Origin of the sequence: Phyllobacterium ifriqiyense (genome assembly GCF_030817885.1) — a bacterium.
In the GTDB taxonomy this organism is placed as follows: domain Bacteria; phylum Pseudomonadota; class Alphaproteobacteria; order Rhizobiales; family Rhizobiaceae; genus Phyllobacterium; species Phyllobacterium ifriqiyense.
This window is the reverse complement of sequence record NZ_JAUSZT010000003.1, coordinates 3176507-3200444: the sequence shown is the minus strand read 5'-3', so window position 1 is coordinate 3200444 and position 23938 is coordinate 3176507. Positions and strand designations below refer to the sequence as shown.

At 51.1% G+C, this 23938-nt stretch carries 24 protein-coding genes, 1 tRNA gene and 1 riboswitch; of the genes, 23 read left to right on the top strand and 2 right to left on the bottom strand.

Annotation, left to right across the window (positions count from 1 at the left end):
• The first annotated feature begins 3 nt into the window (after positions 1 to 3).
• A complete protein-coding gene (locus tag QFZ34_RS23210) occupies positions 4 to 189 on the top strand; it encodes a DUF2065 domain-containing protein (RefSeq protein ID WP_115052599.1) in 186 nt (61 codons plus the stop codon).
• Between the two features lie 345 nt (positions 190 to 534).
• Positions 535 to 2028, top strand: a complete 1494-nt coding sequence (locus tag QFZ34_RS23205; protein ID WP_370878872.1) for a DegQ family serine endoprotease — start codon at positions 535 to 537, stop codon at positions 2026 to 2028.
• 167 nt (positions 2029 to 2195) lie between these two features.
• Here QFZ34_RS23205 and serB read toward each other — a convergent pair whose 3' ends face one another.
• Positions 2196 to 3083 carry a phosphoserine phosphatase SerB gene (gene serB, locus QFZ34_RS23200; RefSeq protein ID WP_307286116.1) on the bottom strand — a complete coding sequence of 296 codons (888 nt, stop codon included), beginning with the start codon at positions 3081 to 3083 and terminating at the stop codon, positions 2196 to 2198.
• 14 nt (positions 3084 to 3097) lie between these two features.
• Between serB and miaA the strand changes: the two genes are divergently transcribed.
• Complete coding sequence (miaA, locus tag QFZ34_RS23195; RefSeq protein ID WP_370878831.1) at positions 3098 to 3991, top strand: tRNA (adenosine(37)-N6)-dimethylallyltransferase MiaA; 894 nt, start codon at positions 3098 to 3100, stop codon at positions 3989 to 3991.
• A 4-nt stretch (positions 3992 to 3995) separates the two neighbouring features.
• Here miaA and QFZ34_RS23190 read toward each other — a convergent pair whose 3' ends face one another.
• Positions 3996 to 5846, bottom strand: coding sequence for an ATP-binding protein (locus QFZ34_RS23190; protein ID WP_307286109.1), 1851 nt, complete (start codon positions 5844 to 5846; stop codon positions 3996 to 3998).
• A gap of 358 nt (positions 5847 to 6204) precedes the next feature.
• On the opposite strand from QFZ34_RS23190, the gene QFZ34_RS23185 reads away from it, so the two are divergent.
• From QFZ34_RS23185 to QFZ34_RS23090, 20 genes are all read left to right on the top strand, one after another.
• Positions 6205 to 8007, top strand: coding sequence for an acetolactate synthase 3 large subunit (locus QFZ34_RS23185; protein ID WP_307286106.1), 1803 nt, complete (start codon positions 6205 to 6207; stop codon positions 8005 to 8007).
• Positions 8008 to 8024: 17 nt separating this feature from the next.
• The gene (gene ilvN, locus QFZ34_RS23180; protein WP_115052604.1) at positions 8025 to 8597 is read left to right on the top strand and encodes an acetolactate synthase small subunit; all 573 of its coding nucleotides are present in this window, start codon (positions 8025 to 8027) and stop codon (positions 8595 to 8597) included.
• A gap of 115 nt (positions 8598 to 8712) precedes the next feature.
• Positions 8713 to 9306: a LysE family translocator gene (locus QFZ34_RS23175; RefSeq protein WP_115052605.1), complete on the top strand. Its 594-nt coding sequence runs from the start codon at positions 8713 to 8715 to the stop codon at positions 9304 to 9306.
• A gap of 37 nt (positions 9307 to 9343) precedes the next feature.
• Positions 9344 to 9964, top strand: a complete 621-nt coding sequence (gene nthA / locus QFZ34_RS23170; protein ID WP_115052606.1) for a nitrile hydratase subunit alpha — start codon at positions 9344 to 9346, stop codon at positions 9962 to 9964.
• Positions 9961 to 10620, top strand: a complete 660-nt coding sequence (gene nthB / locus QFZ34_RS23165) for a nitrile hydratase subunit beta (protein WP_307286097.1) — start codon at positions 9961 to 9963, stop codon at positions 10618 to 10620. Before nthA ends, nthB begins: the two co-directional genes overlap by 4 nt.
• Positions 10607 to 10963, top strand: coding sequence for a nitrile hydratase accessory protein (locus QFZ34_RS23160; RefSeq protein ID WP_307286094.1), 357 nt, complete (start codon positions 10607 to 10609; stop codon positions 10961 to 10963). The genes nthB and QFZ34_RS23160 overlap by 14 nt, the downstream gene beginning before the upstream one ends.
• Positions 10960 to 11406, top strand: a complete 447-nt coding sequence (locus tag QFZ34_RS23155; RefSeq protein WP_307286091.1) for a hypothetical protein — start codon at positions 10960 to 10962, stop codon at positions 11404 to 11406. Before QFZ34_RS23160 ends, QFZ34_RS23155 begins: the two co-directional genes overlap by 4 nt.
• A 61-nt stretch (positions 11407 to 11467) precedes the next feature.
• Entirely contained in the window at positions 11468 to 12595 is a 1128-nt protein-coding gene (locus tag QFZ34_RS23150) for an ATP-dependent DNA helicase (protein WP_122083390.1), read from the top strand.
• A gap of 116 nt (positions 12596 to 12711) precedes the next feature.
• Positions 12712 to 13452, top strand: coding sequence for a pyridoxine 5'-phosphate synthase (locus tag QFZ34_RS23145; RefSeq protein ID WP_115052610.1), 741 nt, complete (start codon positions 12712 to 12714; stop codon positions 13450 to 13452).
• A gap of 140 nt (positions 13453 to 13592) precedes the next feature.
• Positions 13593 to 15518 carry a potassium transporter Kup gene (locus QFZ34_RS23140; RefSeq protein ID WP_115052611.1) on the top strand — a complete coding sequence of 642 codons (1926 nt, stop codon included), beginning with the start codon at positions 13593 to 13595 and terminating at the stop codon, positions 15516 to 15518.
• Positions 15519 to 15541: 23 nt separating this feature from the next.
• Positions 15542 to 16765, top strand: a complete 1224-nt coding sequence (locus QFZ34_RS23135) for an FAD-dependent oxidoreductase (RefSeq protein ID WP_115052612.1) — start codon at positions 15542 to 15544, stop codon at positions 16763 to 16765.
• Between the two features lie 85 nt (positions 16766 to 16850).
• A complete protein-coding gene (locus tag QFZ34_RS23130; protein WP_307286079.1) occupies positions 16851 to 17489 on the top strand; it encodes a TetR/AcrR family transcriptional regulator in 639 nt (212 codons plus the stop codon).
• A gap of 60 nt (positions 17490 to 17549) precedes the next feature.
• Entirely contained in the window at positions 17550 to 18569 is a 1020-nt protein-coding gene (ilvC, locus tag QFZ34_RS23125; protein WP_113097408.1) for a ketol-acid reductoisomerase, read from the top strand.
• Between the two features lie 555 nt (positions 18570 to 19124).
• Entirely contained in the window at positions 19125 to 20240 is a 1116-nt protein-coding gene (locus QFZ34_RS23120; protein WP_307286070.1) for an endonuclease/exonuclease/phosphatase family protein, read from the top strand.
• Between the two features lie 3 nt (positions 20241 to 20243).
• Positions 20244 to 20957 carry an NUDIX hydrolase gene (locus tag QFZ34_RS23115; RefSeq protein WP_307286067.1) on the top strand — a complete coding sequence of 238 codons (714 nt, stop codon included), beginning with the start codon at positions 20244 to 20246 and terminating at the stop codon, positions 20955 to 20957.
• A 52-nt stretch (positions 20958 to 21009) separates the two neighbouring features.
• Positions 21010 to 21948 (top strand): PhzF family phenazine biosynthesis protein, encoded by a 939-nt coding sequence (locus QFZ34_RS23110; protein ID WP_307286626.1) that lies wholly within the window; start codon positions 21010 to 21012, stop codon positions 21946 to 21948.
• A 112-nt stretch (positions 21949 to 22060) separates the two neighbouring features.
• Positions 22061 to 22136 (top strand) — tRNA-Lys (locus QFZ34_RS23105).
• 85 nt (positions 22137 to 22221) lie between these two features.
• Positions 22222 to 22566 carry a RidA family protein gene (locus QFZ34_RS23100; protein WP_307286063.1) on the top strand — a complete coding sequence of 115 codons (345 nt, stop codon included), beginning with the start codon at positions 22222 to 22224 and terminating at the stop codon, positions 22564 to 22566.
• A 167-nt stretch (positions 22567 to 22733) separates the two neighbouring features.
• Positions 22734 to 23012 carry a 30S ribosomal protein S21 gene (gene rpsU / locus QFZ34_RS23095; RefSeq protein WP_115052617.1) on the top strand — a complete coding sequence of 93 codons (279 nt, stop codon included), beginning with the start codon at positions 22734 to 22736 and terminating at the stop codon, positions 23010 to 23012.
• 180 nt (positions 23013 to 23192) lie between these two features.
• Positions 23193 to 23762: an NADPH-dependent FMN reductase gene (locus QFZ34_RS23090; protein ID WP_307286060.1), complete on the top strand. Its 570-nt coding sequence runs from the start codon at positions 23193 to 23195 to the stop codon at positions 23760 to 23762.
• Between the two features lie 45 nt (positions 23763 to 23807).
• A riboswitch (TPP riboswitch) is annotated at positions 23808 to 23928 on the top strand.
• The last annotated feature ends 10 nt before the right edge of the window (positions 23929 to 23938 follow it).

The following is a 23938-nucleotide window of genomic DNA, read 5'->3' as shown; positions in this document are numbered from 1 at the left end:
CTGATGACTGATTTTTTGGATGCCGTCGGACTGTTCCTTGTTTTTGAAGGATTGCTCTACGGGTGTTTTCCAATCGTAGCCAAACGGGTTGCTCGCGATGTCAGCGAGCAACCCGATGGTTTCCTGCGTGTAGCTGGCGTTGCATCGATTGCAATTGGCGTGGCCGTTGTTTGGCTGGTCCGCGGTTAGAGCTGGATATTGCTGTCGATCTCAATCAGCAAATCTTGAGTTGAACTCCAACCAAATAAACGCTGAAATAGCTAGGGCAGGTTTTGTTTATAGAGAGTCATTCTGCGGGTCAGGCAGTTCGTTCGATGGAACCACATCGACCTCGCTGCCTTCCGCGTGGATTGTCTCGTTATCCGTGAAACAGAATTGGCTCTATATAAATAAAATTTGCTCTGTCCGGCCATACTTTCGACCATAGTGGTGGTTCTGCTGGCCTGAAATATTCCGACCTTATTGAAAAGGCCTGTTGTCATGGTTTCTAGCACTGCCCGCAAAGCACTCCGTTCTGCTACAGCCGCAATTGCATTGACTGCCTTGGCAGCCACCGGATTTCCACCGGCACTCGTCACGGTGGCAAATGCGCAGACGCAGGCGCCAACTGTTCCCAATAGTGCGCAGCCAAGAGCGCAGGGCCCGGCTTCTGTGGCCGATCTTGCCGAGGGTCTCCTGGGCGCTGTGGTGAATATTTCCACATCGCAGACCGTTAAGGGACAGGACGGGGATTCTGGTCCGATCCCGATGCCGAAAGTTCCCGAGGGCTCACCCTTTCAGGAATTCTTCAATGACTATTTCGGTAAGCAACAACCGGGGCAAAACAATCCATCCCGACAGGTGCAGTCATTGGGTTCAGGTTTCGTCGTTGATGCCCAAGAGGGCATTATCGTAACCAATAATCATGTGATCGCTGATGCAGACGAAATCGAGGTCAACTTTAGTGATGGCTCGAAACTGAAAGCCGAATTGGTCGGTAAAGATACCAAGACGGACCTTGCCGTTCTCAAGGTTGATCCGAAGAAGCACAAGCTTGTTGCTGTGAAATTTGGCGATTCTTCGAAAACGCGCATTGGCGATTGGGTTATGGCAATCGGTAATCCCTTTGGTTTCGGTGGCACTGTGACAGTCGGAATTGTTTCTGCACGCAACCGCGATATTAATTCTGGCCCCTATGACAATTTTATCCAGACCGATGCAGCGATCAATCGCGGTAATTCCGGCGGGCCGCTGTTTGATATGTATGGACAGGTCATCGGTATCAATACCGCGATTATCTCGCCTACCGGTGGCTCAATTGGTATCGGCTTTGCCATTCCTGCCGAATTGGCGTCCGGCGTGATTGCCCAATTGCGGGAATTTGGTGAAACTCGTCGCGGCTGGCTGGGTGTGCGTATTCAACCCGTGACGGACGATATTGCGGAAAGTCTGGGGATGACCACCAGCAAGGGTGCATTGGTTGCCGGTATCATTGATGGCGGTCCTGTCGCCAACGGCTCCATCCTTGCAGGTGATGTGATTATTCGCTTCGATGGCAAAGAAGTGGCAACTGTCAAAGATCTGCCGCGCGTTGTTGCTGAAAGCCCCGTAGGCAAGGAAGTGGATGTCGTCGTTGTTCGTAAGGGCAAGGAGCAGACAGTGAAGGTCACGCTTGGTCGTCTGGAAGACAGTGAACAAGCTCCCAAGAAACCTGTTGATTCTGATCAGGATGAAGACGGCGCCATTCAGGGCGTTGATGTCTTGGGGATGACCTTGGGCGTGCTGGACGAAGATACCCGCAAGTCATTCGGGATCTCCAAAGAAGTCGAAGGCGTGCTCGTAACAGAAGTCCAGGATGACTCGGTTGCAGGCAATAAGCGGATACAAGCGGGGGATGTAATTGTCGATATTGCACAGGAGACAGTTTCGACTCCGGAGGATGTTGCAGCACGTATCGAAAAACTGCGCGATGAGGGCCGCAAGAATGCGCTCCTCATGCTCGCATCCAAGACGGGCGAGTTGCGATTTGTAACTTTGCAAATGGACTGAGCACTGGGAAGCGCAATCTGCGAACGAAAGTGCCCTGATCGGTCGAGGTTTTTACCGATACAGGTTCATTTTGAAGCATAATTCCTGAAAGTTGCTGAAAAATGCTCGATTTTTGCTGAAATTTTTCTACCAGAGCGTGAAAAATAGTTGCGGGTAGGCGAGTGCACTTAGATAAGGAAGTCGGACTTTCGGTAGCCTTGAATATAGAGCAGAGCGGTCAAATCCCCGTGGTCGATTCGAATCTTGGCCTGTTCGGCAACTACTGGTTTAGCGTGAAGAGCGACACCAGTTCCTGCAAGTTGCAACATATCAAGATCATTAGCGCCATCGCCCACTGCGATCGCTTCTTCCGGCGCAAAGCCAAAACGCTCGCAAATGCTGCTTAATGCCGCCACCTTCGCAGCGCGGCCAAGAATGGGTTCCTGGACTTTGCCTGTTAGCGTTTCTCCATTGTCTATCAATATGTTAGCGCTATTTTCGTTAAACCCGATCATCTCGGCGATACGTTGTGTGAATACGGTAAAGCCGCCGGAAACGAGAGCGGTGTAGGCGCCGTGTTTCTTCATGGTTCTGACAAGTTCCGGTCCGCCCGGCATCAGTGTAATCCGGCTTGCGATCACTTTATCGATGACCGAATATGACAGGCCCTCCAGTAGGGCAACGCGCTCCCGCAATGCCGGTTCGAACTCGATTTCGCCATTCATGGCTCGCGCGGTGATTGCCGCTACCTCATCGCGCAACCCGGCTTCCTCGGCCAGTTCATCAATACACTCCTGCTGAATCATGGTTGAATCCATGTCTGCAATCAGAATTTTTTTGCGCCTGCTATCCTGATTTTGAATAACAATATCAATTGGTTCACCGTCCAGCGCGCGAGCAAGTAGGCCTCTGGCTTCGTCAAGGTCGCTGGTGTCTTTCAAGGTGATGTCACAGGCAATTCCATCGGCCAGCCAATAAAGACCTGTTGCATTGACTGCAGCCGAGGCTTTAATCCCCAATGATGGTGTAAGATTGGATGCGGCAGGATTTGCAATGAGCGTAGCCATTAGAGGCATGGGGCGATTTCCATTTGGGCAGTGATTTGAACAGACAGATAATCCTGATAGCCGGACCAACGGCCAGCGGCAAGTCAGCGCTCGCGCTTCGTTTAGCCGAAGAATTGAATGGCGTAATCATCAATACGGATTCCATGCAAGTTTACAATGTGCTGGAACAGCTGACCGCGCGTCCGGGCAAAGCTGAGTTGGAGCGAGTGCCTCATTATCTTTATGGACACGTCTCGCCCTCCTTAGCCTATTCGACAGGGCGCTGGTTTTCCGATGTCGAGGGACTTTTGAAGTCTCCGGAACTCTTTGAAAAGACTTTGATTTTTGCTGGCGGTACCGGGCTTTACTTTCGTGCACTCCTCGGCGGTCTTTCAACGATGCCGGCTATCCCAGAGGCTGTCCGCTCTTTTTGGCGCAAGCAGGATGGTGAACTGGGAGCGGAAAAACTCCATGAAATGCTGGTGCTGAAAGACCCTTTGGCTGCCGCATCACTTCGCCCGACGGATAGTCAGCGAATTGTTCGTGCGCTTGAAGTTTTCGATACTTCAGGCCGCTCCATCATTGAATGGCAGAAGGAAACTGGCCGGGCGTTGATTAATGCTGCAACTGCCAGAAAGATCATTATTGAACCGGATCGGCAGTGGCTAGGTTCGCGTATTGCCAAGCGTTTTGAAGCAATGATGGAAGAGGGGGCTATCGAGGAGGTCAAGTCCTTGTTATCGCTTGGACTTTCACAAGAACTGCCAGCCATGCGCGCCATTGGCGTTAAGGAAATAGCAGAAGTATTGGCCGGAAGAATAAGAGCCGAGCAAGCTGCGGAACTTGCGACAATTGCCACGCGGCAATATGCAAAACGGCAAATGACCTGGTTTCGCAATCAACTTGGCGACGATTGGGAAAGAGTGCCATATCCCTGATTTATCAGGTTTTATCGTTGCGGAATGTTCGGATCAGATCGCTTGCACGAAAGCCTTCAACAGTGGGCTGGCTTTGTTCCGTCCGCACGACCGGTTCCGTACTGCGCCATGGAATTTTTTCCGGCTGCGGTTTGGGTGCGGCCAAGGGGGACTCAAATGTTTGAAATGCCGAGTCTGTATCGTCTTTCGCCATGCCGTCAGCGGCATTGAGCTGGCGCATTCGCATTAGCACGCTATCAAGACTCAAGTGCTGACTGTCTGGTTTTGCCAATTCTTGCTTCTTCGTCATATTTGCCGCAGGAAGGTCTTCCGGGGCTATTGTCTCGAATATCATACGCATCGGCGTGGGAACTGCTTCACCAAAGGCAATGGCCTCACGATTTGCGATTGATGACAGAAAGCCGACTGTACTTTGTGAAGCGCCAGTGATTGAGCCACGAATAATTTCCTGATCGCGTTCGTTTCCCAGCCGCATGGCGAAAACAGTACTGCATTGCGATAGAATCGTGGAATCGAGTTCTCCCGGACGTTGCGTGATCACACCTAGATAAACCCCATATTTTCGGCCTTCCTTTGCTATACGGGCGATCGCTTGCCGGGTTGGCAAAAATCCGGCGTCCGGGTTTGCTGGAATGTAGCGATGCGCCTCTTCGCACACGACCAATGTCTGCAGGGTGCCATCGCTTGAAACAGCCAGATCAAAGGCCATTCGGCACAATACGGACGCAACAGAGTTCACGACTTCTGATGGCAATCCGGCCAGCTGAAAAACGCAGATAGGTTTATCATTTGCCGGTATGCGGAAAATATGACTGATGGTCTGCCGCATAGTGTCCATTGTCGTTGGGGCGGTAAACATGAACCGATAACGGGGGTCAGCGATCAATGCCTGAAGACGTTGTTTCAGAGCCTTCATGACTGGCCTATCGGTCTTGCCTTCAAGTTGGCCAATGCGTTCATCAATCAACTTGATTAGGTCAGCTATTCGATAGGGTGCCGGCGTATCAGCCGTCATTGATGTGTAATCCCGGTCTCTTTTTAGGAGTGAAGGAGCTACGGGTTGCTCTGAATTTGCAAATTGTTCCTTGGCCATGGGGATCAAATCCCTCAAGGCATCTACTTCACCGGCGATGACAGGGCGTCCCCGGAATACGGCCTCCGCAAACTCTTCGAGTTTGAACAACCAGTAGGGCATATCAAAAGTATTATGGTCTATTGAGATTGCATTTTTGGGAAATGCGCTGGCAAATTCATTATGTGGATCAAGGATCAGGATTCGAAGTTCTGGGCGCTGCTTGATGATCTTGCGCAAAAGAAGCGAAACTGCGCTCGATTTTCCGACGCCTGTGCTGCCAAGAACGGCAAAGTGGCGGGTAATCAAACTTTCGATGGAAATCAGGGCAGAGATTGATGCGTTCTGCGATAGATGTCCTATTGAAACTGCATTCTTGAGACTTGCGGTATAAATCGTGGCCAGATCAGTCGCGCGAATACGATGCGCTATCGCCCCCATATGAGGATAGTTTGCGATGCCCGACGAAAATGTCAGTTTGTCATTCGTATCCGTGTTGACCTGTCCGACAAGTTCGACGTGCACATGCACATCCTGATCCGAACCTGAAACCCATCGGGTTTCAGGCAAATCAACTTTGAATATCAGCCCGACTATCCGGGCGTTGTCGACTTGAATGGAGATAAGTTGCCCGACGGTCCAGTAATCGTCGGAAGCACCTATTGACGGACCTGTTTGGGCATAAATGACAGCTGTCCGGCCATTGCATTCAATAATGTGGCCATCAGCTCTGTTGCGAACAAATGGCCGCGGTTCTCCGGTAGGCATGGCTTCAGCGCTCATCGGCTGTTTGTCCCAATTAGATTGCCCGTCGGATGACAGAGGCCAGATGGCTATTTTGCATGCAAGGAATTGAAAATACCTTAGCGACCCAATGCTAAATCGCCGTGACCGCAATCACCTGACTTGATTTGCACTTTGCCGGTTGACGGATTGAAATCACTAAATTATCGTCCGCGACCATGAAAACAGTTCTTATTGTCGTGGGACCGCGTATGGGCAGGGTGTTGTAAGCACCCGGCGAAAGCTCCCATGCGCGAAACACAGGCTCCCTCGGGGGCCTTTTTTATTTTCTACATCTCAGTTAAACGAAAGCACCTTCTGAAAGGCTTTGCGCCGCAGAATAGACGGGAAGAGACCGATGACAGCAGATAAACAGGATAGCAGTAAAACTTCGCAACGACGTGAGATGACTGGCGCCGAAATGGTCGTGCAGGCTCTTATCGATCAGGGCGTGACCGATATTTTCGGATATCCCGGTGGTGCTGTGCTTCCGATCTATGATGAACTCTTTCAGCAGGACAAGATCAACCACATTCTCGTTCGCCATGAGCAGGGCGCTGGTCATGCGGCTGAAGGATATGCTCGTTCCACCGGCAAAGTCGGTGTCATGCTGGTTACTTCCGGTCCAGGTGCAACCAACGCCGTTACCCCACTTCAAGATGCGTTGATGGATTCAATTCCGCTTGTTTGCATCAGCGGACAGGTTCCAACCAGCTTGATCGGATCAGATGCTTTTCAAGAATGTGATACCGTTGGAATTACGCGTCCTTGCACCAAACATAACTGGCTGGTGAAGGACGTAAACGATCTCTCCCGTATATTGCACGAAGCGTTTCACATCGCTCGTACCGGACGTCCTGGTCCAGTTCTGGTTGATGTTCCCAAGGACGTTCAGTTCGCTACGGGCATTTATACACCTCCTGAAACCAGTCCGCGGACCAGTTATCGTCCCACCATCCAGGCAGACCTCGAAGCCGTAAAGCAGGCCGTAGCGCTGATGCTGACGGCAAAGCGCCCGGTGATTTATTCGGGTGGTGGCGTCATCAACTCCGGTGATGAAGCAAGCAAATTGTTGCGCGAGTTGGTACAGCTGACGAATTTCCCCATTACGTCGACATTGATGGGGCTTGGTGCTTATCCGGCTTCGGGGAAGAATTGGCTGGGAATGCTCGGCATGCATGGCACGTATGAAGCCAATATGACCATGCATGACTGTGATGTCATGGTGAACATTGGTGCACGTTTTGATGACCGCATTACAGGGCGCCTGAGCGGATTCTCACCAAATTCGAAAAAAATTCACATCGACATCGATCCATCGTCAATCAACAAAGCCGTTCGGGTCGATATTCCAGTGATAGGTGACGTTGCCTCGGTGCTTGAGGATATGATCCGCTTGTTGCGTGCTTCCTCAACCAAACCTGACGCGAAGGCGATTGACGATTGGTGGTTGCAGATTGACAAGTGGCGTAGCCGGAAATCCTTGTCTTATACCCGCAACAAGGACGTTATCATGCCGCAATACGCGCTTGAACGCCTCTATGCTCTGACCAAGGATCGCGACACCTACATTACGACGGAAGTCGGACAACATCAGATGTGGGCGGCGCAGTTCTACGGCTTTGAAAAGCCAAACCGCTGGATGACATCCGGTGGGCTTGGCACGATGGGATATGGTTTGCCGGCAGCGCTGGGGGTGCAGATCGCCCATCCTGACTCGTTGGTTATCGATATTGCTGGCGATGCGTCTGTGCAGATGACCATGCAGGAAATGAGCGCGGCAGTTCAATATGAGGCGCCGATCAAGATCTTCATCTTGAACAACCAATATATGGGTATGGTTCGTCAGTGGCAGCAATTGCTGCACGGCAATCGCTTGTCGCATTCCTACACAGAAGCATTGCCGGACTTTGTCAAATTGGCGGAAGCTTATGGTGGCCATGGTATTCGTTGTGAAAAGCCTGGCGATCTCGACGACGCTATTCAGGAAATGATTGATGTCAAAAAGCCTGTGCTTTTCGATTGCCGCGTTGCCAATCTGGCAAATTGCTTCCCGATGATACCATCAGGCAAAGCCCACAATGAGATGCTTCTGCCTGACGAAGCCACCGATGAAGCCGTTGCAAACGCTATTGATGCCAAGGGCAGACAGCTCGTTTAAGAACCCGGAGAAATAGAATGAACGCTCAAAATCTAGCCTCCGGCTCGGCATATTTCATCGCCAAGGAGACTGAACTACCTGTTACGACTGTCTTGTCCGTCCTTGTGGATAATGAACCTGGTGTACTCGCACGCGTCATCGGTCTCTTTTCCGGACGGGGCTACAATATCGAAAGCCTGACGGTTTCCGAAACGGAGCATGAGCAACATCTGTCACGCATCACCATTGTGACACGAGGGACGCCGCATATTCTTGACCAGATACGCCATCAGCTAGAGCGCATCGTGCCGGTGCACCGTGTTGTGGACCTCTCTGTCCGTGCTGATGAACTCGGCCAAGCAGGGCCAATCCAGCGCGAACTGGCACTGGTCAAGGTTGCTGGGCTTGGCGAGCACCGAAATGAAGCATTACGTCTTGCAGATGCTTTTCATGCAAAAGTTGCTGATGCCACAACCGAGCACTTCATTTTTGAAATCACCGGCAAAGGTTCGAAAATCGATCAGTTTATTGCGATCATGAAGCCGCTTGGTCTTGTTGAAATCTGCCGGACCGGTGTTGCTGCAATGAACCGTGGTCCTTTGGGAATGTGATCTGTCAGAGGATCAATTCTCTTTTTGTCAGGGGTAAATTGTATCCCTGACAAGTTGGATATTGAGCGGTGGCAGGCCAGATCCTAATGTTGGATTTTCATTGACTGGTTCTTAAATGGCGCTCGATGTTTTCCTGACACTACTTCTTTTTGCTTTCGTGACCTCGATAACGCCGGGACCGAACAATTTAATGCTGCTGACCTCAGGCGTTAATTTCGGTTTCAGGCGATCCATTCCGCATATGTTCGGCATTGGCTCTGGCTTCTTCACCCTATTGATTGGTGTCGGCTGCGGGCTTGGCGCACTAATTGAAGCCATGCCTGTGCTTTATACCGTCCTGAAATTCGCAGGCGGAGCCTATCTTCTTTATCTTGCTTATAAAATTGCGATGTCTCGCTCCATAAGCAATGTTGATAGCAGGGCTCGGCCAATGACGTTTGTGGAAGCGGCAGCCTTTCAATGGATCAACCCCAAGGCGTGGGTGATGGCCGTTACAGCCATGGCGACCTATACCTCGCCGGATGCCTATTTCACGACGATGATGATAGTCGGCATAGCCTTTGCTGTCGTCAATATACCATCGGTATCGAGCTGGGCCGCATTTGGCCAGATCATGCGCGGATGGCTTGCCGATCCAGTAAGACTCAAATGGTTCAATATCATTATGGCCGTTCTCTTGGTGGCAAGTCTTTGGCCTATGTTGAAGTGATCTTGCATCTAAGGCTTTAGGTGCATAGGATTTTGCCATGCCACATGATCACGACGACCATCACCATGATAATGAGCTTGACCCCATGGCTGCGCGAGTGCGTGCGCTGGAAACGATCCTGACCGAAAAGGGTTTGATCGATCCCTTGGCGATAGATGCCATAGTCGAGACTTATGAAACCAAGATCGGCCCAAGAAATGGCGCCAAGGTAGTAGCAAAAGCGTGGAGCGATCCTGAATTTTCAGACTGGCTCCAGCGGGACGCTACGGCGGCTATCGCTTCACTTGGATTCACCGGTCGGCAAGGCGAGCATATGCAGGCTGTATTCAATACGGCCGATACACATAATCTTGTCGTTTGCACACTTTGCTCTTGTTATCCGTGGTCAGTGCTTGGATTACCTCCAGTCTGGTACAAATCGCCACCTTATCGATCACAAGCCGTGATCGACCCTCGCGGTGTTCTCGCCGAATTTGATCTGGTTCTGCCTCAAACCACCCAGATACGGGTGTGGGATTCAACCGCTGAGCTGCGCTACTTGGTGGTGCCACTGCGCCCTGAAGGTTCCGATGACCTGAATGATGAGCAGCTGGCCGCCCTCGTTACACGGGATTCAATGATCGGGACCGGACTGCCTTTGACGCCGGGGCATACATGAACGGGCCGCACGATCTTGGCGGGCAGATGGGATTTGGTCCCGTTGCCCCTGAAGTCAACGAGCCATTGTTTCATGCAGAATGGGAAAAAAGGGCGTTAGGCATCACGCTTGCTGCGGGTGGCATGGGGCATTGGAACATTGATGAAAGCCGTCATGCTCGAGAATGCCTGCATCCAGCCGATTATTATTCGTCATCCTACTATGAAATTTGGATCAAGGCTTTGGAAGTTCTCCTGGAGCGACATGGGTTCGTTTCAGATGACGAATTGAGAATGGCGCGGTTTTTAACAAAGGGCGCGACTCCAAAACGTGTCTTATTAGCAGAAAGCGTACCCTCCGTGCTCGCTAAAGGTGGTCCATGCGACAGGGAGATGAAGTCCGAGCCTCGTTTCCAAGCGGGTGATCGAGTGCGAACCCGTAATCTAAATCCTAAGACTCATACGCGCCTACCACGCTATGCGCGGGGCAAGACCGGTATCATCGAAGCTGTTCGCGATGGTTTCGTGTTTCCTGACACGAACGCGCATGGCCAAGGGGAAAACCCTCAATATGTCTATACCGTCGTGTTTCAAGCTTCAGAAATTTGGGGTGTTGCCGCAGATCCTTTGTTGACCATCAGTATTGACGCTTGGGAGGATTATATTGAGCTTGCATGATCTGATCGGTAATTCCGCCGCCCCTGGAGGAGAAACAACGGTTTTTGCGCAACCTTGGCAGGCAGAAGCATTTGCAATGGTGGTCGCGCTACATGAGCGTGGATTATTCAGCTGGGCCGAGTGGGCACAGGCTTTATCGTCCCAACTAAAACAGTCGGACGAGCTGGAAGACCCTAGCGACTATTATCAATGCTGGCTTGCTGCGTTGGAATCGCTCATAACGGAAAAGAAGGTTGCGCCAAAAGCGGATATAGATTTGCTGACGCGTGCCTGGCAACGCGCTGCCTTGGCAACGCCTCATGGGCAGCCTATCAGGCTGGAAAATGATCCTGATCGGGTATGAAAACTATGCTGACAGTATTGCGACGTATTTCTGTTCTTGCTGCCCTTGTTGGAGGACTTGTGGTAACGCAGGCCCTTGCACAGGCAGATATTTGGCCTACGCCTAATGAGGAAGAGCTCCGTAAGATCGTCACAGGGGCAACGCTTACCGGCGAAGTCAAAGCGCAGCCGCCCTTTAATTTCAGCGAATATCTTGGCGCTGACGGCACATCACGCGGCAAGATGATCGAATGCTGCAAGCCCGACGAGCTCGCAACAAAGGGCATGTCATATTCGGGGGAGTGGGCGCTGGACCAAGGTAGCCTATGTTTCACTTATGAAGGTGAGGAAAAGAAAATTTGCTGGAAGTTGCAGGTCAAGGGCGACCGTTTTCGTATGTTAGACCAGCAATTTGGCCTTGCCGGCGAAGGACAGATCCGCTCCGGGAATCCTGATAATCTATAGTTTAATGGCCTTTATCAGCATTTTCCTTGCCCTTTGATTACGAATCCTGTCTCTCAGGATCATGCAACTGTCACCACAACAGGATGAGGCCTTACAGGCCGTCTCAAAATGGCTGAAGGGCGGACGGAGTCCGATTTTCAGGCTGTTTGGCTATGCCGGCACCGGCAAAACAACACTTGCGCGTTATTTTGCGGAACATATCGAAGGCGATGTTCAATTTGCTGCGTTTACGGGCAAAGCTGCGCAGGTTTTGCGTTCCAAGGGCGCCAAGAACGCGCGCACGCTGCATTCGCTTATCTATAGGCCGCGCGGTGAAGAGGCTGTCGAAAACGAAACGACAGGCAAAACCAGCATTGCGCCAACCTTTTCTCTTAACAGGCAAAGTCCCGTAGCAAAGGCAAAATTGATTGTTGTCGACGAATGCTCGATGGTTGATGAGCAGTTGGGACGGGATCTGATGAGTTTCGGAACGCCAATTCTTGTTTTGGGTGATCCGGGACAGTTGCCGCCCATATCCGGCGGTGGCTTTTTCACCGAACATGAGCCTGACTTTCTATTGAGTGAAATTCACCGGCAAGCGCGTGACAATCCAATTTTGCGGTTGGCGCTGGATGTTCGTGAGGGGCGCGAATTTGAATTTGGCGATTATGGTGCCGCCAAGGTGATCTCCAAATCTGAAGTGACGCAGGAATTGGTGTTGGGGGCTGACCAGGTTCTGGTCGGAACTAATCGGACTCGCAAACGATATAATCAGCGCTTGCGAGAGCTCAAGGGATTTTCGGCTGCCTTTCCGCAGGCAGGCGATAAGCTGGTCTGCTTGCGTAACGATCCAGCCAAGGGGCTTCTCAATGGTTCGCTTTGGAAGGTGATGACCTCTTCACGCGAGACAGTAAAACCTGGCATCAACTTGCTGATAGCACCGGAAGATGAAGAGCCTGGACGGGGTGTCGCGAAAATAAAATTGCTGAAAGCGCAGTTTGACGATCCCGATGTGGAGATACCGTGGCAAACAAAGAAGCGTTTCGATGATTTCGATTATGGCTACGCGTTGACTACTCATAAGGCACAGGGTTCACAGTGGAACGAAGTTGTGCTGTTTGACGAGAGCTATGCATTTCGAGACACGCGGGATCGCTGGCTTTATACGGCCATCACCCGTGCAGCCGAGCGCTTGACTGTTGTCCGATAAAATTCAGGCCGTTAAGTCGGGTGCTTGAGGTCTGAGCTGCTGTCGTAAAATAAGCATGTTTAGCGTCTCCAAACTCATGTACAACAAAACCCAAATACACTGCTCCGGATATTTTCATGACCGCATCTTTGTCTGTTAATCTGAACGCAATTGCTATGTTGCGGAACCGCCGTGATCTGCCTTGGCCAAATGTCATCGGTATCGGTCGTATAGCATTGGCTGCGGGGGCTTCCGGATTAACGGTGCATCCCCGGCCCGATGAACGGCATATCCGGTTTGCCGACCTTCCGGAAATTCGTGCCCTCATTGATGATGAGTTTCCTGAAGCAGAGTTCAATATTGAGGGTTATCCAACCAGTGAATTTCTCGAACTGGTTACCAGGAATGAACCAGAACAGGTGACGCTGGTGCCGGATGATCCAGCCCAATCGACGTCCGATCATGGTTGGGACTTGGAGCGCAACGCAGAATTTCTGACGCCTATTATTCGGGATTTGAAAAACCGCGGCATGCGAGTCTCCCTTTTTGTTGATCCGGATCCGGAGACGCCGCTGGCCGCAAAAGAACTTGGCGCTGATCGAATTGAACTTTACACTGGCCCTTATGGCTCAATGTATGATGATCCAAACGGCGCGCTAATTGAACTTGAGAAGCTGGGCGTTACGGCATCTGCAGCAGCGAAAGCGGGTATTGCGGTGAATGCCGGACATGATCTGACGGTAGCAAATTTACCTGCGCTGGTGAAGAAAGTGCCAAAACTTGCCGAAGTTTCCATTGGTCACGGCCTCACAGCGGATGCTTTAATACATGGGATGGCGGGCTCTGTGGAAAGATTTCTCAATGCGCTCAAGGTATAATGCTTTGATTTAGCATGCTAATCTGCTGTCATGCATTTTTGCATAACGCAAAGGATGAGATATGTTAAAATGGCGATTGATATTGCGGTGCAACACGACTAACTCGTCCGCCCACGCTGTAGGAGCGAGGGAAAACTTTTATGAATGACCAGCAAGCGGTCGGCGATGATTGCGATAACGGTTCGGTAAGTTACGAGCCAGAACCGCATCACAAGGAAGCCTTTCCAGTTCTCGTTCTGGGCGCGCTTGGTGTTGTCTATGGCGATATCGGAACCAGCCCGATCTATGCTTTTCGCGAAGCGTTGCATGCTGCCTCCCTTGATGGCAGCTTGAGCCGTACTGACGTGCTCGGCGTCGTATCCATGATTTTTTGGGCATTGACGGTCATTGTTACCATCAAGTACGTCACCTTCGTATTGCGCGCAGATAATGACGGCGAAGGCGGTATCCTATCCTTGATGGCCCTAGCCCGGTCCAGCTTTAAATCACGGCCGCAACTTATCTTGGGGCTTGGTATCATTGGCGCTTCCCTGTTTTACGGGGATGCCGTGATAACGCCTGCGATCTCTGTCCTCTCGGCCGTCGAGGGACTTGAGATAGTAACGCCAACCTTAAAACCATTTATCGTCCCGATAACGATTGTCATCCTCCTGACCTTGTTCTCCATCCAAAGGTTTGGGACAGCGAGCGTAGCAAAGATATTTGGACCGATTACGTTGATCTGGTTTCTTGCGATCGGTTTTTTCGGGCTGCTGCACATTGCCGATGATCTCAGCATTTTTGCGGCTGTTAACCCATACTATGCGTTCGAATATATCATGGATAATCCGGGTACCGCTTTCCCCACGATTGGAACTGTGTTCCTTGCCGTGACGGGTGCGGAAGCGCTTTATGCCGATCTTGGCCACTTTGGACGCAAGCCGATTGCTACCGCGTGGATGTGGGTTGTTTTCCCGTGTTTGCTGCTCAATTACTTTGGGCAGGGCGCCTTCATCCTCGCTTATCCGGATGAAGCAAAAAATCCATTCTTCGAGATGTTCCCGCATTGGGCACTCTTACCGATGGTTGTGTTGGCGACTATGGCCACTGTTATCGCCAGCCAGGCCGTTATTTCGGGCGCATACTCATTGTCCCGTCAGGCTGTGCAGTTGAACCTTCTGCCGCGCCTGAATATCGAGCACACGTCAGAGAAGCAGTCAGGCCAAGTCTACCTGCCAAAGGTCAACGCACTTCTCGGTATTGTTGTTATACTGCTTGTTTTGGGCTTCGAGCGCTCTTCAAATCTGGCATCCGCATACGGTATTGCCGTTACTGGAAATATGCTAGTAACGACAATCCTGCTTTTCATTGTCATGACCCGCATCTGGAAATGGAGTTTGTGGTTGGCAACCAGTCTGACCGCGTGTTTCCTCATCATCGACCTTGTTTTTGTAAGCGCCAATTTGATTAAGGTCGTAGATGGAGGCTGGGCGTCTTTGGTCGTTGCTTTCCTGGTTGTTCTTATCATGTTTACCTGGGTTCGCGGCAGCCGGAAGCTCTTCGAGAAAACTCGCAAGGGCGAAGTTCCGCTGGCTTTGATCTCAAAGAAAATGGCTGAAAATCCGCCTACCCTGGTCCCGGGCACTGCGGTTTTCCTGACTGGCGATCCGAAAAGCACGCCAACAGCGCTCATGCACAGTCTTAAGCACTACAAGGTTTTGCATCAGAACAATGTGATCCTGACCGTAATCACCGCTCCATCGCCTTTGGTGAAAAAGAGTGAGCGGGTGCGGATAGAACCTATCAACGACCTGTTCATGCGGGTAACCTTGACGTTCGGCTATATGGAGCGACCAAACATTCCCAGGACGCTCGCGATTTGTCGTAAGCAAGGATGGAAGTTCGATATTATGACGACTTCATTCTTCCTGTCCCGGCGGTCCTTGAAGGCTTCGGCGCGCTCTGAAATGCCACGCTGGCAGGACCGTCTTTTCATTGCTCTGGCAAGAAGCGCCAGCGATGCGACTGAATATTTTCAGATACCAACAGGACGCGTCGTCGAGATTGGAACGCAGGTCAATATTTAGCCCGCATTAGCAAACTGGTCCGCATGAAAAAATTACAGATCGCTATTGTTGGCGCAGGACCGGCTGGATTGGCCGCCGCGCTCTACCTTAAGCGTTCGGACAATCATGTTACATTGTTTGAACGGTTTGAATCGGCTTCTGCGGTTGGTTCAGGTCTTATCCTTCAACCCACGGGACTGACGGTTCTTGACGATCTCGGGTTGTTTGAGATGATCCGGGGTTTGGGTAGTCGCATCGACAGACTTTATGGTGCGGATGCACATTCTGGCCGCACTGTTCTTGACGTGAGATACTCTGCGCTTAAGGGTGGGCGTTATGGCATTGCGGTTCACCGGGCGGCTTTGTTTGGTGTGCTTTACGATGCAGTGCTACGCGAAGCTATCGATATTGAGACGAATATTGATGTTGTTTCAATGGAAGTCGGAGCTGGTTCCGCTTGGCTCATAACGGATACTGGCCGCCGCGTCGGGGCCTTTGATCTGATTGTTGATGCCAGCGGATCGAGATCGAAAATAAATAAATTTGCATACAAGAGCCGGGACCCGAAGCCGCTGGCTTATGGGGCTTATTGGGCCTCGCTCAAATGGCATCCGGATGCTTTTGATGAGCGTTCGCTGCAACAGCGTTATCGCAAAGCAGGAATAATGATTGGCGTGCTGCCGATAGGCAAAGCAAGCGTTGCTGACGAGAAGAGCGCTGCCTTCTTCTGGAGTACCAAGCCAGACGAAAACGTAAAATTGCGTAGTGCCGGAATGACGCAATGGAAAGACAATATATTGTCACTTTGGCCGGAATGTTCGGTTTATCTCGACCAGATCGGCAGCTTCGATGATATGGCATTGGCGCGTTATGGCCATCATACACTCCCTTTCCCAATCGGGCGTCACCTTTCGGTTATTGGCGATGCAGCACATTCGACGAGTCCCCAATTGGGGCAGGGTGCAAATATGGCTTTGCTGGATGCCAAGGCTCTCGCTCATGCGCTGCATTCTTCATCTGACCTTGCAACAGCATTGTCGCTATATGCATCGTCGCGACGTGGGCATATACGGAGTTTCCAAGCATTGTCGCGCGCATTCACGCCATTTTATCAATCAGACTCCAGAATATTGCCCTTCATCCGTGACCGCTTGGTACCAATAATTTCTGGCATTCCGCCAGCGCCGCAATTATTGGCAGCAATGGTTTCAGGCACGCTGATAGATCCATTTGGACCGATCGGATTGCGTGAGAAAGTCTGGAGCTGAATTTTCGGCCTAACGCTTGTCAAACCCTGGGACATGTATTAAAAGCCAAGCCGTAACGTACGGTACGGTACGGTTGGAGGATGTGTTGAAAGCAGAACTGGAAATCAGCGAAACGGCATTAACGGAACGTCAGAAAGACGTCCTTGATGCTGCGCTCGCGCTTCTGGTTGAAGCTGGTGACAAACTCACAATGACAAGCGTGGCGCGCCGTGCAAGCTGTTCGAAAGAAAGCTTATACAAATGGTTTGGCGACCGCGATGGCTTGCTGACGGCTACGGTCCAGTGGCAAGCCTCCAAGGTCAGGGGAGTCCCCGTCAGCCGCAATGCATTTGATCGCGATGCGCTGGTAGCTGGTTTGGAGCGTTTCGCGGCAGATTGGCTGCGGGTTTTGTCGGGTAAAATCTCAGTTGCATTGAACCGCGTTGCTGTCACGCATGCCGGCACAGACAAGCACGGACTTGGTCGCGATCTTGGCGGTATCGTTCTGGAGAATGGCCCATTTGCCATGGCTCGCAGGCTCGAGCCCGTTCTGCTGCTTGGCCGGGAAGCGGGGTTGCTTAAGTTCGAACAGACCGATGAGGCATTCCGTACATTTTTTGGTCTGGTGGTTCGCGATTTGCAAATTCGTCTGCTGCTAGGAGATCGCTTCGAGTTGGGCGAGGCAGCTATTGAGCGTGACGCAAAACGGGCCACTGAACAATTTCTGGTTCTATACAAACCTTGAGAAAAACCGGTCAAGCGACTGGAAAACAATACTGATTGAAACATAGGAAGGAATAACAAAATGCGCGTATATTATGATCGTGATGCGGACATCAATCTGATCAAGTCGAAGAAGGTCGCCATCATCGGCTACGGTTCGCAGGGGCGTGCGCATGCGCTCAATCTGAAGGATTCCGGTGCAAAGGATGTGCGCATTGCTCTGCGTCCCGGTTCAGCAACAGCGAAAAAGGCTGAAGCGGACGGATTTCAGGTCGTCAGCGTTGCCGAGGCAGCCAAATGGGCCGACCTTATGATGATGGCAACGCCTGATGAATTGCAGGCCGATATCTACAAGGACCATATCGCCGATAACATCCGCGATGGTGCTGCGATCGCTTTTGCTCATGGTCTTAACGTTCACTTCGGTCTCATTGAGCCGAAGAAGACTGTTGACGTTGTTATGATCGCGCCAAAGGGCCCCGGCCACACGGTTCGTGGTGAGTATCAGAAGGGCGGTGGCGTACCATGCCTCATCGCTATTCATCAGGATGCATCCGGCAACGCACATGATCTTGCTCTATCCTACGCTTGTGGCGTTGGTGGCGGTCGTTCGGGCGTTATCGAAACCAATTTCCGTGAAGAATGCGAAACCGATCTGTTCGGTGAACAGGTTGTTCTGTGCGGCGGTCTCGTTGAGCTGATCCGCGCCGGTTTCGAAACATTGGTTGAAGGTGGCTATGCGCCTGAAATGGCCTATTTTGAGTGCCTGCACGAAGTAAAGCTCATCGTTGATTTGATCTATGAAGGCGGTATCGCCAACATGAATTATTCGATCTCGAACACTGCAGAGTGGGGTGAGTATGTATCCGGCCCACGCATCATCACGGCTGAGACAAAAGCAGAGATGAAGCGCGTTCTGACCGACATTCAGACCGGCAAGTTCACTTCCGATTGGATGCAGGAGTATAAGGCCGGCGCATCGCGCTTCAAGGCCATCCGTCGCAACAATGACAAACACCAGATCGAAGAAGTTGGTGAGAAGCTGCGCGGCATGATGCCTTGGATCGGTAGCAACAAGCTGGTCGATAAGGCAAAGAACTAAGAAGATCAGAACACAATTTTAAAGGCCACCGGCGAAACCCGGTGGCTTTTTTGTGCCTTTAGATCCGGCGAAGCCACTGAATTTACATTACAAATTGCATCGTTCTCGCGGACGGTTATATGGCTTATAGGTATTGTCGAAAGCTCGATAGGACTGATAGGCCGCGCGACATTTCTCAGCCTGCGTAGGACCGTTATTTCCGGTCGGTCGGTTAGCTCGTCCATTGTAGCAGTTTCCTGTCGAACAATCCCGCAGACTATCCCGATACGGACTATTATTGCGCAGGATCGTTGGGGATCGCGGCACCACATCAAGCCCTCGCGGAGCCGGTCGATATGTCTGGATTTCTCGCGCGAAAGCAGTCGGCATCTGGCCGACCATTTCTAAAACCAGAAGAGCCAGCGCCATCTTAAGAAATTTCATTGTTTCAAGCTTCCGGTTATTCATAGGGTTGATATAGGCGCTTGTGATGCCAATCGCTACTGGCAGCAACGGGGTAATGCGGGTAGGCTATGAGCACATAGAGCGTCATTGATCTTAATCCAGAGTATTTGCATGTCAGTTCGCATTGCTACCTTCAACGTTGAAAATCTGATGAATCGCTTCGACTTTTCCGGTTTCAAAAATAATCTTAACAAAGACAGAGCCTTGCAGCTCTTTCAGATAGATGATGAGGCGCAATACCGGCAACTCGAACAGGCTCGAGCTATTGCTTATGCCGATGACACACGCCAGCTGACCGCATTGGCGATCGCCGAAACTCACGCGGATATTCTTTGCCTCCAGGAGGTGGACAATATCGGCGCGCTGAATGCTTTCGAATTCGGCTATTTGTTCAAGATGGTGGGTGAGGGCTATCGCCACAAATATATGGTCGAAGGAAATGACAGCCGTGGCATCGACGTTGCTGTCCTGATGCGAGATCAGACACGTGACGGTTTACCGATCGAATTTGTTGCGATGACGAGTCATGCCCATCTCACATATAATGATTTTGGTATTTATAGCTCTGACCTGGCGTTATTGGGTATCGAATCCTACCAGCGAATATTCAAGCGTGACTGCCTAGAGATCGACGTGCGCATCGGTGGAAAGCCGTTGACGCTTTTTGTCAGTCATTTCAAATCCATGGGCACGCCTCGCAACGGCATGGATGGGCGGGCTGCTTCCATGCCCGTCCGAGTTGCGGAGGCAAAGGCCGTGCGCCGTATCATCGAAGACAAATTTGCCAGCAGTGGGGGATCAGCTGATAAGAGTTGGGTCATCTGTGGTGATTTCAATGATTATCGAGAGCGTGTTCTTATCAAGGGGGACACGCTGGTTGGGTACATGTTCGAGCCGGTTAAAGAGATAGAGAGCAGTCTTAACATCCTGCTTGAGGGTGGCTTTTGTGAAAATCTGGTAGAAAGACGCCCCGAAATGGATCGCTGGACGCTTTATCACACGCGAGGACCCAATGAACGGCACTTGTGCCAGCTTGATTATATCTTGGCGTCACCGTCCTTGGCGCAGAATAACATGCAAGCTGTTCCCGACATCATCAGACAAGGACAGCCATTCCGGGCAGTATTCCCACCTGATCAAAAGTTTGAACGTTTTCCTCGTATTGGCTGGGATCGCCCCAAGGCCAGCGATCATTGTCCTGTCGTAGTTACGTTTGACATGGTTTGAACAATGAAAGCCTCTCCCGAGAAGACGGTGATTGAGCTCAAACATGCCGCGATACGGATAGAAAGTGGCTCGCTAACCTATGAATTAGAAAACAAGTCTGAAATTGGGGCAAATTGGGAAGAGGAAATTAGAGCCAATCCTACTCTTTTCAATGGCGATTTCTTTATGGCTGAGCAGGCTCACGTCAACGGTGATGCCTTCGAAGCGGTCTATAAACGCACGCGTTTCAAAACGATGATGCACTGGAAGAAGAATCGGACATCACTGAAGCCTTGGCACGTTTATGCAGTAGGCGTGATCGTCTCTAACGACAATAAGCTGATCGCCGGTCGAATGGCCAGTTCAACGGCGGCGGCAGGGCGTGTCTATTTTCCGGCCGGTTCCTTTGATGAAGGTGATGTGCGCAACGAAATTATTGATATTGAAGGGAATATGAGGCGTGAGGTTTTGGAGGAGACTGCTATTGATTTAGCGGATGCTCAGGGCTTTGACAGCAATATTTATCTCGTTACCGCGGATCGCAGCATTGCATTGTTTCGTCGCTATTATTTTGATTTGTGTTCCCAAGAATTGTTGACGCGCATACGTCGCCATATCGCTGCAGAACTCATTTCGGAGCTCGACGATGTTGTTGCAGTGGCTTCATCGGCTGATATGACCGATACAACACCTGTTACATTCCGCGCGTTCGGCGACTGGCATTTCAGCCAAATGTAACCGTTACAAGGTTTGACTTGCGCCCCTTTAGGGTTGGTCTATTTTTCATCAAATTGAAAAAGGGGCAACGCCCATGACCTTCCGCCGTTATGAAATATATGATGTCTTTACTTCCGAGGTCCTGAAAGGGAATCCATTGGCAATCGTTCACGATTCGCAGGGCCTTGATGATGAGGCGATGCAGCGTATCGCCCGTGAGTTCAACCTGTCGGAAACAGTTTTCGTGCTGCCGGCGAAAAACGCCGCTCATACAGCATGGGTTCGCATTTTTACGCCGGATTATGAGATGCCGTTCGCCGGGCATCCTACGGTTGGGACAGCTGTGTCACTTGCGCAAAATCGTTTTGGTGAAGTTGAAAACGATCAAGATGCGCTTATTATTTTGGAAGAGCAGGTTGGACCTGTTCGGTGCGGCGTAAGACTGGGAAAACACGGGGCTTTTGCGGAATTTGACCTCCCTAAATTGCCGCAACGGGTAGACTACAACTACGACAAGGTTGCCATAGCGCGGGCACTGCGGTTAGAGCGCGACGAGATTGGTTTTGAAAACCATGTTCCCAGCATTTGGGATGCCGGTGTACCATTTTTACTTGTGCCGATACGTGGTCTTGCATCAGCTGCTCGAATACGGATCGATCAGGCTGCAATGCAGCGGATAGCACCCCGAATTGGCCATAGGCAATTGCCGGTTTATGCTTACTGCCGTGAAACCGTAGGGCATGAGAACGATTTTCATTCGCGTATGTTTGTCAGTGACGAAGGAACTTATGAAGACCCTGCAACCGGCTCAGCGACAGCTGCGTTTGCCGGTGCAATTCACTTGTTCGATGAACCGCTTGATGGCGTACAGCGATTTTCTATTGAACAAGGCTATGAGATGGGCCGGCTGTCGAAACTTGAGCTAGAACTCGATATTAAGGATAAGGCAATCATAAGCGCACGAATCGGCGGCGCGGCGATCAAGGTGGCAGAGGGCAAGTTGTTTGTCTGAGAGCGAAAATTTCATCTTCTTGCCGATCAGCGCGATAAAGTTTGGTGAAGGGCTGGACAGGCAAGATTTGCCCCGTTATAGAGCGCTCACTGTCGTCGCGGAAGCGGCTGACGGGCACATAGCTCAGTTGGTAGAGCAGCTGACTCTTAATCAGCGGGTCGTAGGTTCGATCCCTACTGTGCCCACCATTTTTCTGAAACGAGGGCCGTATGGCCCTTTTTTCTTGCACCAAGCAAGCCTCGGCTTGTCCGAAACCTTCCACAGGAGATTTTCATGAGCGTTCGTCGTATTGAAGCAGGCCCTCGCATGAGCCAGGCCGTGATCCATGGTAATACAGTCTATCTGGCCGGTCAGGTAGGTGGTCCGGGCAAGAGCGTAACAGAACAGACTAAAGACGTCCTGGCCTCGGTTGATCGTTTGCTCAAAGAGGCAGGTACAGATAAGTCGAAGTTGTTGCAGGCCATCATCTGGCTTGATGACATGAAGGACTTTGGCGAAATGAATGCAATATGGGATGCATGGGTTGATCCGGCCAATGCTCCAGCACGCGCGACAGGTGAAGCCAAGCTTGCAACACCGGAATATAAGGTTGAAATCATCATCACGGCTGCAATCTAAAGATTGCGTATCCAAGTTTAATTGCTTGGGTGCACTGGATTTTTGGCGCGGGAATGAATAAAGTCCGCGCTTCTCCGGATTGCCGTTGTGGCAATTCTTCAAACGCTTGTCTGATTGTGGCCAGTTTTGGTACTGCAAGACGAGGCAAGCATGGGTAAGGAAAACGATTGCAAGTTCTCGTCCGTGATAACAATGTTGAACAAGCCCTACGGGTCTTGAAGAAAAAGATGCAGCGCGAAGGTCTATTTCGCGAAATGAAGGCCCGTCAGGCTTTCGAAAAGCCTTCTGAACGTCGTGTTCGCGAAAAAGCAGAAGCCGTTAGCCGCGCCCGCAAGGCCGCCCGCAAGCAGGCTCAACGCGAAGGCTTGTTGCCTGGACCAAAGAAAAAAGAACGTGTTGCACGCCCTGGCGCGCCAGCAGGTAACGACTATAATAATAATCGCTGATATCTGACGGGCTTTAACGCCCTTCATTGTGACGACAAACCCGCATGGCCAAAACGCTATAGCGGGTTTCGTTTTTGTGGGACTGCGCAGACATTCCGGGCAGTTTCAAAAAAGTGCCTTCTTGTGCGATGGGTCAATGTCTTTACTTATCGATTATCGCAGTTTTGGAGATATGATCCTATGGCACTCAAGCTCAATATTATAATCGCAAGCACGCGGCCCGGGCGTGGTGGTCCTGCTGTAGCAAAGTGGTTCAACGAATTCGCCAAGCAGGATGGCAAGTTCGACCCTGTGCTTATCGATTTGGCTGATTTCAAGTTGCCGGTCTACGACGAACCGAATCATCCCCGCATGAAGAAATACGAACATCTGCATACAAAGAAGTGGAGTGAGGCGATTGAGCCGGCCGACGCTTACATCTTTGTCATGCCTGAATATGACTACAACGCGCCACCTTCGCTCATCAATGCCTTGGTCTATTTATGGAATGAGTGGAACTACAAACCTGTAAGCTTTGTAAGTTATGGCGGTGTTTCCGGTGGTTTGCGTGCTACCGAATCGGTCAAAGGGTTGATCTCGGCACTCCGTATGGTTTCGCTTGCAGAAAGCGTTCCCATTCCTTCGTACCAGCAGTTTATCAACGATGATGGCGTGTTCACGCCAAATGAACTGATAACTACCAGCGCCAGCACGGTTTTGACTGAACTTGCAAAATGGGCAGGTGCTCTGAAACCGCTTCGCGCTTCGTAATTTTATGAAGCGCTTGACAGCAATACGTCAGGCGGTTCACTTTAGGCCATTCACCAGGGGAGTCCCGACAAGGGGCTGAGATACTGCTTCAGGCATAGCCAAGCGCAGTGACCCGTTGAACCTGATCCAGTTCACACTGGCGTAGGGACGGTGCAAAGGTTATCGCGCATAGTGCA

Bases quoted from the DNA above. Each gene is read 5' to 3' on its own strand.
- QFZ34_RS23210 (WP_115052599.1), top strand. From the start codon at position 4: ATGACTGATTTTTTGGATGCCGTCGGACTGTTCCTTGTTTTTGAAGGA.
- ilvN (WP_115052604.1), top strand. From the start codon at position 8,025: ATGAACGCTCAAAATCTAGCCTCCGGCTCGGCATATTTCATCGCCAAG.
- QFZ34_RS23175 (WP_115052605.1), top strand. From the start codon at position 8,713: ATGGCGCTCGATGTTTTCCTGACACTACTTCTTTTTGCTTTCGTGACC.
- QFZ34_RS23150 (WP_122083390.1), top strand. From the start codon at position 11,468: ATGCAACTGTCACCACAACAGGATGAGGCCTTACAGGCCGTCTCAAAA.
- nthA (WP_115052606.1), top strand. From the start codon at position 9,344: ATGCCACATGATCACGACGACCATCACCATGATAATGAGCTTGACCCC.
- QFZ34_RS23140 (WP_115052611.1), top strand. From the start codon at position 13,593: ATGAATGACCAGCAAGCGGTCGGCGATGATTGCGATAACGGTTCGGTA.
- QFZ34_RS23100 (WP_307286063.1), top strand. From the start codon at position 22,222: ATGAGCGTTCGTCGTATTGAAGCAGGCCCTCGCATGAGCCAGGCCGTG.
- QFZ34_RS23190 (WP_307286109.1), bottom strand. From the start codon at position 5,846: ATGAGCGCTGAAGCCATGCCTACCGGAGAACCGCGGCCATTTGTTCGC.
- QFZ34_RS23145 (WP_115052610.1), top strand. From the start codon at position 12,712: ATGACCGCATCTTTGTCTGTTAATCTGAACGCAATTGCTATGTTGCGG.
- serB (WP_307286116.1), bottom strand. From the start codon at position 3,083: ATGCCTCTAATGGCTACGCTCATTGCAAATCCTGCCGCATCCAATCTT.
- QFZ34_RS23115 (WP_307286067.1), top strand. From the start codon at position 20,244: ATGAAAGCCTCTCCCGAGAAGACGGTGATTGAGCTCAAACATGCCGCG.
- ilvC (WP_113097408.1), top strand. From the start codon at position 17,550: ATGCGCGTATATTATGATCGTGATGCGGACATCAATCTGATCAAGTCG.
- QFZ34_RS23090 (WP_307286060.1), top strand. From the start codon at position 23,193: ATGGCACTCAAGCTCAATATTATAATCGCAAGCACGCGGCCCGGGCGT.
- QFZ34_RS23135 (WP_115052612.1), top strand. From the start codon at position 15,542: ATGAAAAAATTACAGATCGCTATTGTTGGCGCAGGACCGGCTGGATTG.
- nthB (WP_307286097.1), top strand. From the start codon at position 9,961: ATGAACGGGCCGCACGATCTTGGCGGGCAGATGGGATTTGGTCCCGTT.
- QFZ34_RS23155 (WP_307286091.1), top strand. From the start codon at position 10,960: ATGAAAACTATGCTGACAGTATTGCGACGTATTTCTGTTCTTGCTGCC.
- QFZ34_RS23185 (WP_307286106.1), top strand. From the start codon at position 6,205: ATGACAGCAGATAAACAGGATAGCAGTAAAACTTCGCAACGACGTGAG.
- QFZ34_RS23120 (WP_307286070.1), top strand. From the start codon at position 19,125: ATGTCAGTTCGCATTGCTACCTTCAACGTTGAAAATCTGATGAATCGC.